Genomic DNA, 15,459 nt, shown 5'->3' with positions numbered 1-15,459 from the left:
CTCATTCCTTGATGCAATCGACGGTGTAGTGCCGTCCATTGCCCTCATCTTCGTGTTGCAAGCCGTGCACATCGGCGACAAACCCGGGAAAGCTGCTGTCGAACGTGCGAGCAAACTTCAGGTAATCGATGATCGAGCGGGTCGACTCGGTAAAACGCTCGCCGGGCATGATCAACGGAATCCCGGGTGGGTATGGCACCAACATCACGGCAGCGATACGCCCGTCCAGAGCATCGATCGACACCGCTTCAACTTCGCCACGCACCAATTGATCATAGGCGTCAGCCGGCTTCATGGCGATTTCCGGCAGAACGGTGTACATGCGCTTGAGATGCCTGGCCGTGGCATTGCTGCGATAACAGGCGTGCAATTGATCGCACAGGTCACGCAGGCCCATGCCCTGATAACGCGCAACATTCTCCTGCGCCACGCACGGCAGGCAGTTGGCCAGACTGACGTTGGCGTCGTAGCTGCGCTTGAATTCCAGTAGCTCGGTGAGCAGCGTGCTCCACTTGCCCTTGGTGATGCCCATGGAGAACAGCACCAGGAACGAATACAGCCCGGTCTTCTCCACCACCAGCCCGCGCTCCCACAAGAACTTGCTGACCACCGCCGCCGGAATCCCGCGCTCGCTGAGGGCGCCGCCGGCGGTCAAACCCGGCATCACCAGGGTGACCTTGATCGGATCGAGCAATACGTAATCGTCGGTCACACCGCCAAAGCCGTGCCAGTCGTCCTCCGGTTGCAGCAGCCAGTCTTGTGTGACAACCCGGTCGATACCTTCCACCGAAGGCGGTTGCCAGATGGAAAACCACCAGTCATCGGCGGCGATGTGCTGGCGCAGGTTGGCCAGCGCCCGGCGAAAACTCAGGGCCTCGTCGAACATTTCCTGCAACAGCGAACGTCCGGCAGGCCCTTCCATCATCGCCGAAGCGACGTCCAGCGAAGCGATGATGCCGTACTGCGGCGACGTCGAGATGTGCATCATGAACGCTTCGTTGAAGCGATCGCGATCGAGCTGCCGCGCGCCACCGTCCTGCACATGAATCATTGATGCCTGGCTGAACGCTGCCAGCAACTTGTGGGTGGAATGGGTGGTGAACACCAGCGGGCCGTTTTCACTGCGTGAAGTGCCCATGCCGTAACGCCCGGCGAAAAACTCGTGGAACGCCGCATAGGCGTACCAGGCCTCATCGAAATGCAGCACCTCGACGCCGGAGCTGGGGTCGCTGCTGGATCACACCGGGCCGCTGGCAGAAGCAGAAGCCCGGGCGGCGCGCAACTTCGGCGCCGATCACACTTTTTTCGTCATCAACGGGACGTCGACCGCGAACAAGATCGTCTGGCACTCCATGGTCGCGCGCGATGACCTGGTGCTGGTCGATCGCAACTGTCACAAGTCGGTCCTGCATTCGATCATCATGACGGGCGCGATCCCGCTGTACCTGTGCCCGGAGCGCAATGAGCTGGGGATCATCGGTCCGATTCCGTTGAGTGAGTTCAGTCGCGAATCGATCCAGGCGAAGATCGACGCCAGTCCCTTGACCAAGGGGCGGGCGCCCAGGGTCAAACTCGCGGTGGTCACCAATTCGACCTATGACGGCCTGTGCTACAACGCCGAGCTGATCAAGCAGCAATTGGGCTCCGGCACCGACACCGACAAATCCGAACGCAGGGTGTTTTCCCCGAAAAACTGGTGAAACGCCTGACCCACGGGGCTCTTGTGGTAGGCCACGCCACCACCATGCCCAGGCGTGTGCCAGGAATAGTTGGAGTCTGCCGTGTGCTGCACCAGCGCCTTGAAAAAGGGCGGCAGCAAGCCATCGAGGTATTTGCGCGCCGCCCGCGCCACCTGACGGGCGAGAAAAGGCACGGTGTCTTCGAACAGATAAAGAATCCCGCGCAATTGATTGAGCTCGGCCATGGCGTCCGCGGGGGCGTTTTCCAGGGTGACTTGCTCGCCCAGGGCGAAGATAGGCAGGTCCGGCGCGCGCACTCGCGCCAGCCCGATCAACTCGGCCATATTCTGTAACAAATGCGAGCGAGCGCTGGCGTCTTCGGCGGCGATCAACATGCACGAGAGACCGTGATGAGTCGAAGCCACCAAACGCCCTTCGGTGTAGTCCACGGCCGAGACAATGCTGAAGCCTTCTTGCTCAAGCTCCCGGGCAATGCCCCGCACACGGTCACCGGCAACGGTGTCGGCCTTGATGTCGCGATGGACAATCAATACCGGGAATTTCAAATCTTTATACATGGGACTCAGTGTCCTGAGGCGGCAGAACAGAGCCTGCCAATAACCTCAGGGTAGAGGGTTGCAGCGGATGTAGCGAGTGCGACGCCCCAAAACGGGTCACCGGCATAAAGAAACAACCTAGACCTGAACTTCAGCCTCGGCCAACTGCACCCACAGCGCCGGCGCACCTGCCGACTTGGCAATGGCTTCCATGCGTGCCACGTGCCGGGCCATATCGTCTTCGCTGGCGCGAATGATACGTGTCGGCTGGCGGTCGGCGGGCAGACGGCGGATTTCCGTGGCGGAGTTGTCCGCGCCTTCGCCGGAGCCATTGCCATCGGACGCATTGCCGGCCAGCGACAGGCTGGTCTGGCCGCCGGTCATGGTCAGGTAAACGTCGGCGAGAATCTCGGAGTCGAGCAAGGCGCCGTGCAGTTCACGGCCGGAGTTGTCGACGCCGTAGCGTTTGCACAAGGCATCGAGGCTGTTGCGCTGCCCCGGGTGACGCTCCCGGGCCATGAGCAGGGTGTCGAGGATCGAGCAGTGCTGCGTGATGTCCGCACGGTCGTGCTGACCCATCAGGGCGAATTCATTGTTGATGAAGCCAACGTCGAACGCGGCGTTATGGATGATCAGCTGCGCGCCCTTGATGAACTCGAAGAATTCTTCGGCTACTTCGGCGAAACGCGGCTTGCCCACCAGAAACTCGTTGGTGATGCCGTGGACGCCGATGGCGCCTTCATCACTTTCGCGATCCGGTTGCAGGTAGACGTGGAAATGCCGACCGGTCAGGCGACGACCGATCAACTCGACACAACCGATTTCGATAATCCGGTGGCCGTCGGTCACCGGCATGCCGGTGGTTTCGGTATCGAGTACAACGGATCTGGTGGCCATCTGATGCTCAGCTCTCAATCGGTCAATCGTGCAAAAACGGCGATGTTAACACGCTCGCCAAGGTCTTTCAGGTACGCCGTGTTGCCCCCCATCGCGAGCTATCTCGCGATAGCGACGCCCCGGAAATCAGGCCTGCTTGAACCCGCGCACTTCATCCACGCCACGGTTGGCCAGTTGGTCGGCCCGCTCGTTGCCATGGTGGCCGATGTGCCCGCGCACCCATTTCCAGGTGACGTTGTGACGGTTGACCTGCTCGTCGAGCATCTTCCATAGGTCAGCGTTCTTGACCGGTTCTTTCGCAGCGGTTTTCCAGCCGCGCTTTTTCCAGTTGGCCATCCACTCGTTGATGCCCTTCATCACGTACTGCGAGTCGGTCACCAGCAGCACATCACAGGGACGCTTGAGTTCTTCGAGGCCACGAATCGCGCCCATCAGCTCCATGCGGTTGTTGGTGGTGTTGGTTTCGCCGCCCCAGAGTTCCTTTTCAACACCCTTGCACACCAGTAATGCGCCCCAGCCGCCAGGGCCAGGGTTGCCTTTACAGGCGCCGTCAGTGAAGAGTTCTACGCTATCGCTCATGCCAATCTATCCAGAAAATGCGGTGGCTCGCCGATCGTTGATCGACAACGCCCGAGACCGGGGGCAACCCCGGCCAGGAAATACAAGGTGAATTACGGTTCGATATGACGACGGTTAACCTTGGCCATAGGCAATGGAATCAACTTGCCCATCGGTTCGCGGCGCTCCTGACGCAAGGGTCGCAGGCCGACCACTATCTTGCGCGCCACCAATAAATAGAAGCCACCGCCAGACAACTGCCAGCGACCGGCCATGCGCTCCCAGCCGGCCAGACGGGTCTGCCAGGCGGGTGACGCGAGCGGCGGACGATAGCACCCGAAGCGGCGTTTCTCCAGCGCGAAGCCCAGCAGATTCAGCCAGTCGGCGACCCGCGACGGGGAAATGCAGCGGGCCTTGCGCAACGCATCATGAGCGAACACATGACGCAGGCCCCAACTGCTCCAGGGATTGATCCCGATGATCAACAGGTGCCCGCCAGGCCGCACGCTGCTCGCCGCTTCGCGCAGCAGTCCGTGGGGCGACAGGCAGAAGTCCAGGCCATGCTGCATGACCACCACGTCGGCGGCATGTTCGCTCAACGGCCACGCTTGCTCTTCGCAGACAATCTCAACCCCTGGCAACGGCGCGCCCAGACGGACATTGCGCTGCACCTGCGGTGCCGACGGTGGTGTCTGGGCAGATGGGCCGTAATGCACCAGATAACCGCCGAAAAAGCGACCCAGCTCTTCTTCGAGCATGCGCCGTTCTTCATCCAGCAAAAACTGCCCGATGGGGCCGGACAGCCAGTCACGGGCCGCGCTGATCAATGCCAGCCAGTCAGGATCAGCCTGAGCGAACGCTTTATCCGTCATTGCATTCTCCAACGCGCCAGGAAGCTCTAAGATGCGCCATTGCTTTCCAATTGGCGAATCCGACGATGATACAGATCACTGCCCTGCCCGCCTTTACCGACAACTACATCTGGTTGTTACAAGATCCCGACACCCGGCGCTGCGCGGTGGTCGACCCCGGCGATGCCGCCCCCGTGCAGGCCTGGCTTGCAGCCAATCCGCACTGGGTGTTGAGCGATATTCTGATCACTCATCACCATCATGACCATGTCGGCGGCGTTGAACAGCTGAAAAAAGCGACGGACGCCACCGTCTACGGCCCGGCCAGTGAAAACATTCCGGCGCGGGACGTGGCCCTCAAGGACAACGACCGCATCAATGTACTGGGCCATGACTTCGACGTCATCGCCGTGCCCGGCCATACCCTGGGCCACATTGCCTATTATCATCGCGGCCTGCTGTTTTGCGGAGATACCCTGTTTGCGGCCGGTTGCGGACGCCTGTTCGAGGGGACGCCCCTGCAAATGTACACCTCGCTGTCGCGCCTCGCGGCCCTTCCCGAAAACACGCTGGTGTACTGCACTCACGAATATACGCTGAGCAACCTGCGTTTCGCAGCGGCGGTCGAGCCCGGCAATCCCGATACGCTGGAACGCCTCGCCACCGTTACCCGCCAACGGGAAGCGGGCGTCATCACACTGCCTTCCACGGTGGCCCTGGAAAAACGTACAAACCCGTTTTTGCGTACCGCCGTAACATCCGTTAAAGAAAAAGTGGACGAACGGACCGGCACCGATAACTCTGCGCCCGATATGGTTTTTGCTGCGCTAAGAAGCTGGAAAGACACGTTCTGAGCCACCTGTACGATGGTGCAAAAACCATGAGTGGTTGACCGTTGGAGGTGCGCTTTCTAGAATCCCCCGACATTTTTGCCCGGAACTTACTTCCAGCCAATGTCGTCATCTATTCGTAAAGCCATCAATTCGGACGCATTGACCCGCCTGGCTCAAGCCATCGCGGTGGCTGTGTCAGCGACCTTGGCCGGCTGTTCCAGCCATGTGCCGCAAACCGATGCGGCACACACTCCGAATATTGCCGCACGCGCCAAGCAGAAGCCCGTCTGGCTCAGCGAAAAGCCGAGCCCGCAGATTCCGCAGGACGTCTGGGAACGCATGCGCCAGGGCTTCCAGTTGCAGGATGGCCTGGGCGTCAACCCGCGCATCGAGCAGCAACGCCTGTGGTTTGCCAGCAACCCGTCTTTTCTCGAAAATGCCGGCGAACGCGGCAGCCTCTACATTCACTACATCATCGAACGTCTTGAAGAGCGCAACATGCCGCTGGAGCTGGCGCTGTTGCCGGTGATCGAAAGCGCCTACAACCCGATGGCCTACTCCCGATCCGACGCGGTGGGCCTTTGGCAATTCATCCCTTCCACCGGGCGTTACTACAACCTGCGTCAAACCCGCTTTTATGATGGCCGTCGCGACATCACCGCCTCGACCACCGCCGCGATGGATTACCTGACTCGCCTGCACGACATGTTCAACGGTGACTGGCTGCTGGCCCTTGCCGCGTATAACGCAGGCGAAGGCACGGTCAGCCGGGCCATCGAGCGCAATGAAAGACTCGGCCTGCCTACCGACTACTGGAACCTGCCGCTGCCTGCCGAGACCCAGGCGTATGTGCCGAAACTGCTGGCCCTCTCGCAAGTGGTGCTGGCGCCAGAGGCCTACGGCGTGAACCTAAACCCGATCGCCAACGAACCCTATTTCAAAGTCGTCGAAATCAACCAGCGCATGGACCTGTCCAAGGTCGCCGAAGTCGCCAACATCGACGAAGACGAACTGTTCCAGCTCAATCCGGCGTTCAAGCAGCGCACCACCCTCGACGGCCCCCAGCATCTGTTGGTGCCGACCTCCAAGGCGCAGCTGCTGACCACCAGCCTGCAGACCATGCGTCCTGAAGAGTTGATCAGCAAGAAATCGCGCAAACCGGTTTTCGAGGGCGCTGATGACATCCAGGTGGCGAGCGCCAAACGCAACTACCGGGTCAAGCGTGGCGATAACCTGGGCTCCATCGCCAAGGCCAACAACGTCGACACCAAAGACCTGCAGCGCTGGAACAAGCTGAGTGGCAAGAACCTCAAACCAGGCCAGACCCTGGTTCTTCAGGACACCAGCAAACGCGGTTCCGGACGCATCAACACCGTGGTCGCGGCCAATGCCAAGACCAAGGGCGAGACCAGGAAGCCACAATCCCAATACAAGGTTCAGCAAGGCGACTCGCTGTACATCGTGGCCAAGCGCTTCAATGTTGAAATGCAGCACCTCAAGCGCTGGAACCCGCGCGTCGGCCAGGCGTTGAAACCGGGTCAGATGCTGACCGTTGCCAATCCGCATTAAAAACGAGCCCCTGAATTCAGGGGCTTTTTTTGCCCGCGATTTTTTCACCCCGCAGGAGCGAGCCTGCTCGCGAAAAACCAGAGAGCGCCGCCGCGCTTCCCGTTTTACGCGTAATCTCCCCAACCATCGCCAGCAAGCCCGGCCCCTGCAACGGATCAGATCTGCTTTAAACCCCTGTCTTTTTCCTGTTCATACAAGCTGTTACTGTACGGTCCACAAAGCCCAAGCCGCCCGGATCGGATTCCCTATTTGAAGCATCCCCTCCTCTCGCTCCTGATCTGCCTGGCCTTGAGCTCCACCGCAAGCGCGACGATCAGCGAAAGCCATGGTTATGCGCAGTTCGGCACGCTCAAGTACCCGGCCAGATTTACCCACTTCGACTGGGTCAACCCGCAAGCGCCCAAGGGCGGTACGTTGCGGGTGATGGCGTTTGGCACCTTCGATACGCTCAACCCTTACACCTTCAAGGGCACCAGCCCGGTGACCACGCCGAATTTCCTGCAATACGGCATCAACGAACTCAATGAGCCGCTGATGGTCGGCACAGGTCAGTACGCACCGTCCGGCGACGAACCCGCCTCCAGTTACGGCCTGATTGCCCAGTCGGTGGAGTACAACGAGGACCGCAGCTGGGTGGTGTTCAACCTGCGCCCCGAGGCGCGTTTCCACGACGGCACCCCCATCACCGCCCATGACGTCGCGTTTTCCTACCGTTTACTGCTCAAGGAAGGCCATCCGCTGTACCGCACCAGCCTCCAGGAAGTGTTGAGGGTCGACATTCTCAATCCACGGCGCATACGGTTCGTCTTCAAACGCGCCGGCAATCCGCTGCTGATCTTGCGACTGGGCGAGTTGCCGGTACTGCCGCAGCACTACTGGAAGGGTCGGGACTTCAAGGCCACCACCTTCGAACCACCACTGGGCAGCGGACCGTACCGCATCACGTCGGTGACGCCGGGACGACAGATCGTTTTCGAGCGGGTCAAGGACTACTGGGGCAAGGATCTGGCAGTCAATCGCGGCAAATACAATGTCGACCGCATGGAGGTCGAGTTCTACCGGGACAGCGATGTCGCGTTCGAAGCGTTCAAGGCCGGCGAGTTCGACATTTACATCGAGCACCAGGCGAAGAACTGGGACACCGGCTACAACTTCCCGGCGATACGCCGCGGTGACGTGATCAAGGCGCAGATCCCGCACCAGATCCCGACCCAGAGCCAGGGTCTGTTCATGAACAGCCGCCGGCCGACGTTCTCCGACGTGAAGGTTCGTGAAGCGCTGGGGCTGATGTTCGACTTCGAGTGGACCAACCGCACGCTGTTCAGCGGTGCCTACAGGCGCGCCATGAGTTACTACCCCAACAGCGAGTTCTCCGCCACCGGCCTGCCGGTCGGACATGAATGGCTGATGCTCAAACCCTGGCGCGAGCAGTTGCCCGCGAAGCTCTTCACCGAGCCCTTCAGCCTGCCGCAGACCCAAGGCGCCGGCATCCCTCGGGAAACCCTGCGCAAAGCCCTGGGGCTGCTCGCCGAAGCCGGCTGGAAGCTCAACGGCCAGCGCCTGCAAAACGCCGCCGGACAACCCTTGCGCCTGGAGATCCTGCTGGTCAATCCAAATCTGGAGCGCATCCTCCAGCCTTACGTCGAGAACCTCGCCAGCATCGGCGTCGACGCCCGGCTGCGCACGGTCGATCGTGCGCAGTACAAACAGCGCCTCGACCAGTTCGATTTCGACATGATCCTGATGACGCTCAACCAGACCCTAAGCCCGGGCCTGGAGCAATGGCAGTACTTTCATTCCAGCCAGGTCGGGGTCAAGGGCAGCAAGAATTACGCCGGCATCGCCAACCCGGTGGTCGACCACCTGCTCGAACAACTGCTCGCAGCAAAGAGTCGCGATGAACAAGTGGCCGCCGGCAGGGCCCTGGATCGGGTACTGCTCTGGCAGCACTACAGCATTCCCAACTGGTACCTCAATTATCACCGTCTGGCCTACCGCAACCGGTTGGCTTTCGTCACCACGCCGCCCTACACCCTGGGCCTGAGCGCGTGGTGGCTGAAATCTTCGGAGAAAGATCAATGAAACCTGTAAGCGCCCTGCTCCTGCAGGCCAGCGCCCTGTTGTTCGCCGGGCTGGCCTGCGCCGCCCCGCAGCATGCCCTGACCCTGTACAACGAGCCGCCGAAATACCCGGCCGATTTCAAACACTTCGATTACGTCAACCCGGATGCCCCCAAGGGCGGAAAATTCCGCCAGGCCGGGTTTGGCGGCTTCGACAGCCTCAACCCGTTCATCAGCAAAGGGGTGGCCGCCGAAGACATCACGCTGATCTACGACACGCTGGCCAAACAGGGCCTGGATGAACCGTTCACCGAATACGGCCTGGTCGCCGGCAAAATCGAAAAAGCCCCGGACAACACCTGGGTGCGTTTCTACCTGCGCCCGCAAGCGCGATTCCACGATGGTCATCCGATACGCGCCGAAGATGTGGTGTTCAGCTTCCAGACCCTGATCAAGGATGGCGCCCCGATGTACCGTGGCTATTACAGCGACGTTGACGAAGTGGTCGCCGAGGACCCGCTCACGGTGCTGTTCAAGTTCAAGCACGGCAACAACCGAGAACTGCCGCTGATCCTCGGCCAGTTGCCGGTACTGCCCAAGCATTGGTGGGCGACCCGCGACTTCAACAAGGGCAACCTGGAAATTCCCCTGGGCAGCGGCCCCTATCGGGTCAGCGAAGTGAAGGCCGGGCGTTCGGTGCGCTATGAGCGGGTCAAGGATTACTGGGGCAAGGACCTTCCGGCCAATCGTGGTTTCTACAATTTCGACGTGATGACCACCGATTACTATCGCGACAACACCGTCGCGCTGGAGGCGCTCAAGGCCGGGCAGTTCGATTACTGGCTGGAGATGACCGCCAAGAACTGGGCCAACGCCTACAACATCCCGGCGGTCACCGAGGGCCGATTGATCAAGGAGCAAATCCCCAACGGCAACCCCACCGGCATGCAAGGCTTCGTGTTCAACCTGCGTCGCCCGAAGTTCCAGGATGTGCGCGTGCGTCAGGCCCTGACACTGTTGCTGGATTTCGAATGGACCAACAAGCAATTGTTCAACGGCGCCTACGCGCGAACCCGCAGCTACTTCGAAAACTCGGAAATGGCCGCCACCGGCCTGCCGGACGCCGATCAACTGGCAATCCTCGAACCGTTCCGCGGCAAGATTCCCGAACAGGTGTTCAGCGAAGCCTTCCAGAACCCGGTCACCGATGGCAGCGGCATGATCCGTGCCCAGCAGCGCAAGGCCTATCAACTGCTGCAAGAGGCCGGCTGGCGCATCGTCGACGACAAAATGGTCGACGCCACCGGTAAACCGGTGACGATCGAGTTCCTGCTGGCCCAGACCGAATTCGAGCGGGTGCTGCTGCCGTTCAAGCGCAACCTGAGCGACCTGGGCATCGACCTGGTGATCCGCCGGGTCGACGTCTCGCAGTACGTCAACCGCGTGCGCTCGCGGGACTTCGACATGATCGTCGGCAGCTTCCCGCAGTCCAACTCGCCGGGCAACGAACAGCGCGAGTTCTGGATGAGCGCTGCCGCCGACAAACCGGGCAGCCGCAACTCCATGGGCCTCAAGGACCCGGTGGTGGACCAACTGGTGGAACAATTGATCAACGCCGATTCGCGCAAAAGCCTGGTGGCCCATGCCCGCGCACTGGACCGGGTGCTGCAATGGGGCTATTACGTGGTTCCCAACTGGCACATCAAAACCTGGCGCGTGGCCTACTGGAACCACATCGGCCATCCCAAGGTCTCGCCCAAATATGACATCGGCACCGCCACTTGGTGGGTCAAGCCCGATGCCAAACCGGCCATAGAGATCGAAACCAAATTGCAAGCCGACCCTGCGGGCACGGAGTAATCAGATGCTGGCGTATATTTTTCGGCGACTGCTGCTGATCATTCCGACCTTGTTCGGCATTTTGCTGATCAACTTCGTGATCATCCAGGCCGCCCCCGGCGGGCCGGTAGAACAGATGATCGCCAAACTCGAAGGTTTCGAAGGCGCCACCAGCCGCATCGCCGGTGGCGGTGCCGAAGTCTCGGTAGCCGGCTCGGCCTATCGCGGCGCCCAAGGCCTGGACCCGGCGCTGGTCAAGGAAATCGAGCACATGTACGGCTTCGACAAGTCGGCGCCGGAACGCTTGTGGATCATGGTCAAGAACTATGCGTCCCTGGATTTCGGTGACAGTTTCTTCCGCGACGCCAAGGTCATCGACCTGATCAAGGAAAAGATGCCCGTGTCGATTTCCCTCGGGCTGTGGAGCACGCTGATCATGTACCTGGTGTCGATCCCGCTGGGGATCGCCAAGGCCACGCGGCACGGCAGTCACTTCGATGTCTGGACCAGTTCGGCGATCATCGTCGGCTACGCCATCCCGGCGTTCCTGTTCGCCATCCTGCTGATCGTGGTGTTTGCCGGTGGCAGTTATCTGGACTGGTTCCCGTTACGCGGGCTGACGTCGAACAACTTCGATGAACTGAGCATGGGCGGCAAGGTGCTCGATTACTTCTGGCACCTGGCGCTGCCAGTGACCGCGCTGGTGATCGGCAACTTCGCGACCATGACCCTGCTGACCAAAAACAGCTTCCTCGACGAAATCAACAAGCAATACGTGGTCACCGCCAAGGCCAAGGGCCTGACCAATCATCGCGTGCTCTACGGCCATGTGTTCCGCAACGCCATGCTGCTGGTGATCGCCGGGTTCCCGTCGGCGTTCATCGGTATCTTCTTCACCGGTTCGCTGCTGGTCGAAGTGATCTTCTCCCTCGATGGCCTCGGCCTGATGAGTTTCGAAGCGGCAATCAACCGCGATTACCCGGTGGTTTTCGGCACCCTGTTCATCTTCACCCTGCTGGGGCTGGTGGTGAAACTGATCGGCGACCTCACCTACACCTTTGTCGATCCGCGCATCGACTTCGAAAGCCGGGAGCATTGAGATGAACCTGTCCCCTCTCAATCGCCGTCGCTTCGAACTGTTCAAGGCCAACAAGCGTGGCTGGTGGTCGCTGTGGCTGTTTCTGATCCTGTTCGGCGCCAGCCTCGGCGCCGAACTGATTGCCAACGACAAACCCCTGGTGGTGCATTACGACAACAACTGGTACTTCCCGGCACTCAAGCGCTACCCGGAAACCACCTTCGGCGGCGAATTCCCGCTGGAAGCCAACTACAAGAGCCCGTACATCCGCGAACTGCTCAAGGCCAAGGACGCCTGGGTGCTGTGGGCACCGATTCCCTACAGCTACCAGAGCATCAACTACGACCTGAAAGTCCCGGCACCGGCGCCGCCCTCGAGCGATAACCTCCTCGGCACCGATGACCAGGGCCGTGACGTATTGGCCCGGGTGATCTACGGCTTCCGCATTTCGGTGTTGTTCGCCCTGACACTGACCCTGTTCAGCTCGATCATTGGCGTCATCGCCGGTGCCCTGCAGGGTTTCTACGGTGGCTGGATCGATCTGGCCGGGCAGCGGTTCCTGGAAATCTGGTCCGGGTTGCCGGTGCTCTATCTGCTGATCATCCTGGCCAGTTTCGTCCAGCCCAATTTCTGGTGGCTGCTGGGCATCATGCTGTTGTTTTCCTGGATGAGCCTGGTCGACGTGGTGCGCGCCGAATTCCTGCGGGGGCGCAACCTGGAATACGTACGCGCGGCCCGGGCGCTGGGCATGCAGAATGGGGCGATCATGTTCCGCCACATCCTGCCCAACGCCATGGTCTCGACCATGACCTTCATGCCGTTCATCCTGACCGGTGCCATCGGCACCCTCACCGCCCTGGATTTCCTCGGCTTCGGCCTGCCGGCGGGCAGTCCTTCCCTGGGTGAACTGGTGGCCCAGGGCAAATCCAACCTGCAAGCACCGTGGCTCGGCATGAGCGCGTTTGCGGTGTTGGCGTTGATGTTGAGTTTGCTGGTGTTTATCGGCGAGTCCGCTCGCGACGCCTTCGACCCGAGGAAGTGAAATGAATCAGGACAATCTGATCGAAGTGCGCGACCTCGCCGTCGAGTTTGTCGTCGGCGACCACTGCCAGCGTGTGGTCGAAGGGGTCAGTTTCGACATCAAGCGCGGTGAAACCCTGGCCCTGGTGGGCGAAAGCGGCTCCGGCAAATCGGTGACCGCCCACTCGATCCTGCGCCTTCTGCCCTACCCGCTCGCCCGGCATCCGTCGGGCACCATTGCCTATTCCGGGCAAGATCTGCTGAGCCTGAAAGAGAAAACCATCCGCCACATCCGCGGCAACCGGATCGCAATGATCTTTCAGGAGCCGATGACCTCGCTCAACCCGCTGCACTCGATCGAGAAGCAGATCAACGAGGTATTGGGCATCCACAAGGGGCTGGTGGGAAAAGTCGCGACCAGGCGCACCCTGGAGTTGCTGGAAATGGTCGGCATCCCCGAGCCGCACAAGCGCCTCAAGGCCTTGCCCCATGAGTTGTCCGGCGGTCAGCGCCAGCGAGTGATGATCGCCATGGCCCTGGCCAACGAGCCGGAACTGCTGATTGCCGACGAGCCGACCACCGCGCTGGACGTGACCGTTCAGCTGAAAATCCTCGAATTGCTCAAGGAACTACAGACCCGCCTGGGCATGGCATTGCTGCTGATCAGCCACGATTTGAACCTGGTCAAAAGAATTGCGCATCGCGTATGTGTCATGCAGCGCGGTTGCATCGTCGAACAGGCATCGTGCGAAGAATTGTTCCGCGCGCCGCAGCATCCGTACACCCGGATCCTGCTGGCAGCGGAGCCCAGCGGTACGCCGGCGACCAATGTGGTTGGCCCGCCATTGCTGACGGTCAAGGACTTGAAAGTCTGGTTCCCGATCAAGAAAGGTTTGCTGAAAAAGACGGTGGATTACGTCAAGGCAGTGGACGGCATCAATTTCAGCCTGCCTCAGGGTCAGACCCTGGGGATCGTGGGAGAGAGCGGTTCCGGCAAGTCGACGTTGGGTCTGGCGATCCTGCGGTTGATCGGCAGCAAAGGCACCATCCGTTTTGAAGGCAAGCAGCTAGACTGCCTGACGCAACAACAGGTGCGGCCGTTGCGCAGGGAAATGCAGGTGGTGTTCCAGGACCCTTTCGGCAGCCTGAGCCCGCGGATGTGCGTGAGCCAGATCGTCGGCGAAGGCCTGCGGATCCACAAGATGGGCACCGAGGCGGAACAGGAACAAGCGATCATTGCGGCACTCAAGGAGGTAGGACTGGACCCGGAAACCCGGCACCGCTACCCCCACGAATTTTCCGGTGGGCAACGGCAGAGAATCGCCATTGCCCGGGCATTAGTGCTAAAACCGGCGTTGATTCTGCTGGACGAGCCGACTTCGGCCCTCGACCGCACCGTGCAACGCCAAGTGGTGGAGCTTTTGCGTTCACTGCAAAGCAAGTACAACCTGACGTATCTGTTTATCAGCCATGACCTGGCTGTCGTCAAAGCGCTGAGCCACCAGTTGATGGTGGTCAAGCATGGCCAAGTGGTCGAACAGGGAGACGCGCAAAGCATTTTTGCCGCCCCCCAACATCCGTATACACAGCAGTTGCTCGAAGCCGCTTTCCTGGCTCCAGCCACTGCGCAATAACCTGAAAGAGAGGAGCAACACATGGGTTTTCTCGCCGGTAAGCGCGTACTGATCGTCGGTGTCGCCAGCAAGCTGTCCATCGCATCCGGCATCGCTGCCGCCATGCATCGCGAGGGCGCTGAGCTTGCCTTCACTTATCAGAACGACAAACTGAAAGGTCGTGTCGAAGAGTTCGCACAAGGCTGGGGTTCGAGCCCTGAGCTGTGCTTCCCGTGCGACGTGGCCAGCGATGCGGAAATCGCCAAGGTCTTCGAAGAGCTGAGCAAGAAGTGGGACGGCCTGGACTGCATCGTGCACTCCGTCGGCTTCGCCCCGGGCGACCAACTGGACGGCGACTTCACCGAAGCCACCACCCGTGAAGGTTTCCGCATCGCTCACGACATCAGCGCCTACAGCTTCGTGGCCCTGGCCAAGGCTGGTCGTGAAATGATGAAAGGCCGCAACGGCAGCCTGCTGACCCTGTCATACCTGGGCGCCGAGCGCACCATGCCTAACTACAACGTCATGGGCATGGCCAAGGCTTCCCTGGAAGCCGGCGTACGTTACCTGGCCGGTTCCCTGGGCCCGGACGGCACCCGCGTCAACTGCGTATCGGCTGGCCCGATCCGTACCCTCGCCGCTTCCGGCATCAAGAACTTCCGCAAGATGCTGGCCGCCAACGAAGCGCAAACCCCGCTGCGTCGCAACGTCACCATCGAAGAAGTCGGCAACGCCGGCGCCTTCCTGTGCTCGGACCTGGCGTCCGGCATCAGCGGTGAAATCATGTACGTGGACGGTGGCTTCAACACCACCGCCATGGGCAACCTCGAAGAGTGATCTTCGGTTAGCCGATAAAAAACCCGCCGCTTCAGGCGGGTTTTTTTTACCTGCGATGTCGGGACGGC

Annotated in this window: 11 protein-coding genes and 3 pseudogenes; 9 read left to right on the top strand and 5 right to left on the bottom strand. The window is 60.6% G+C overall.

Features of this window, described 5'->3' with window-relative positions; all coding sequences use genetic code 11:
- Position 1: 1 nt before the first annotated feature.
- Positions 2 to 1,216 (bottom strand): annotated as a pseudogene (locus ACX3YD_RS28885) (Orn/Lys/Arg family decarboxylase); the annotation flags it as partial.
- Between the two features lie 4 nt (positions 1,217 to 1,220).
- Between ACX3YD_RS28885 and ACX3YD_RS28880 the strand changes: the two are divergent.
- A pseudogene (locus tag ACX3YD_RS28880) lies at positions 1,221 to 1,586 on the top strand (lysine decarboxylase); the annotation flags it as partial.
- A gap of 29 nt (positions 1,587 to 1,615) precedes the next feature.
- Here the strand turns inward: ACX3YD_RS28880 and ACX3YD_RS28875 are convergent.
- The 4 genes and pseudogenes from ACX3YD_RS28875 to ACX3YD_RS28860 form a co-directional block, all read right to left on the bottom strand.
- Positions 1,616 to 2,257: pseudogene (locus ACX3YD_RS28875) on the bottom strand (Orn/Lys/Arg decarboxylase N-terminal domain-containing protein); the annotation flags it as partial.
- A gap of 117 nt (positions 2,258 to 2,374) precedes the next feature.
- On the bottom strand, positions 2,375 to 3,133 hold the full coding sequence (gene dnaQ, locus ACX3YD_RS28870) for a DNA polymerase III subunit epsilon (protein ID WP_458961669.1): 759 nt from the start codon (positions 3,131 to 3,133) through the stop codon (positions 2,375 to 2,377).
- Between the two features lie 126 nt (positions 3,134 to 3,259).
- Entirely contained in the window at positions 3,260 to 3,712 is a 453-nt protein-coding gene (rnhA, locus tag ACX3YD_RS28865) for a ribonuclease HI (protein WP_047528325.1), read from the bottom strand.
- Between the two features lie 92 nt (positions 3,713 to 3,804).
- Positions 3,805 to 4,563, bottom strand: a complete 759-nt coding sequence (locus tag ACX3YD_RS28860; protein WP_047528323.1) for a class I SAM-dependent methyltransferase — start codon at positions 4,561 to 4,563, stop codon at positions 3,805 to 3,807.
- 65 nt (positions 4,564 to 4,628) lie between these two features.
- Between ACX3YD_RS28860 and gloB the strand changes: the two genes are divergently transcribed.
- From gloB to fabI, 8 genes are all read left to right on the top strand, one after another.
- A complete protein-coding gene (gloB, locus tag ACX3YD_RS28855) occupies positions 4,629 to 5,396 on the top strand; it encodes a hydroxyacylglutathione hydrolase (protein ID WP_458961668.1) in 768 nt (255 codons plus the stop codon).
- A 99-nt stretch (positions 5,397 to 5,495) separates the two neighbouring features.
- A complete protein-coding gene (locus ACX3YD_RS28850) occupies positions 5,496 to 6,944 on the top strand; it encodes a transglycosylase SLT domain-containing protein (protein WP_103405632.1) in 1,449 nt (482 codons plus the stop codon).
- Between the two features lie 249 nt (positions 6,945 to 7,193).
- Complete coding sequence (locus tag ACX3YD_RS28845; protein WP_458961667.1) at positions 7,194 to 9,026, top strand: extracellular solute-binding protein; 1,833 nt, start codon at positions 7,194 to 7,196, stop codon at positions 9,024 to 9,026.
- Positions 9,023 to 10,864 carry an extracellular solute-binding protein gene (locus ACX3YD_RS28840; RefSeq protein WP_458961666.1) on the top strand — a complete coding sequence of 614 codons (1,842 nt, stop codon included), beginning with the start codon at positions 9,023 to 9,025 and terminating at the stop codon, positions 10,862 to 10,864. Before ACX3YD_RS28845 ends, ACX3YD_RS28840 begins: the two co-directional genes overlap by 4 nt.
- Positions 10,865 to 10,868: 4 nt before the next feature.
- Positions 10,869 to 11,942: a microcin C ABC transporter permease YejB gene (locus tag ACX3YD_RS28835; protein WP_047528314.1), complete on the top strand. Its 1,074-nt coding sequence runs from the start codon at positions 10,869 to 10,871 to the stop codon at positions 11,940 to 11,942.
- Position 11,943: 1 nt separating this feature from the next.
- Positions 11,944 to 12,963 (top strand): ABC transporter permease, encoded by a 1,020-nt coding sequence (locus tag ACX3YD_RS28830; protein WP_047528312.1) that lies wholly within the window; start codon positions 11,944 to 11,946, stop codon positions 12,961 to 12,963.
- 1 nt (position 12,964) lies between these two features.
- On the top strand, positions 12,965 to 14,575 hold the full coding sequence (locus ACX3YD_RS28825) for an ABC transporter ATP-binding protein (protein WP_103405629.1): 1,611 nt from the start codon (positions 12,965 to 12,967) through the stop codon (positions 14,573 to 14,575).
- A 21-nt stretch (positions 14,576 to 14,596) separates the two neighbouring features.
- Positions 14,597 to 15,391, top strand: coding sequence for an enoyl-ACP reductase FabI (gene fabI, locus ACX3YD_RS28820; protein ID WP_020799278.1), 795 nt, complete (start codon positions 14,597 to 14,599; stop codon positions 15,389 to 15,391).
- Positions 15,392 to 15,459 lie beyond the last annotated feature (68 nt).

The organism is Pseudomonas fluorescens group sp. PF-1 (genome assembly GCF_054481335.1).
This window is presented reverse-complemented; position numbering and strand designations above follow the sequence as displayed.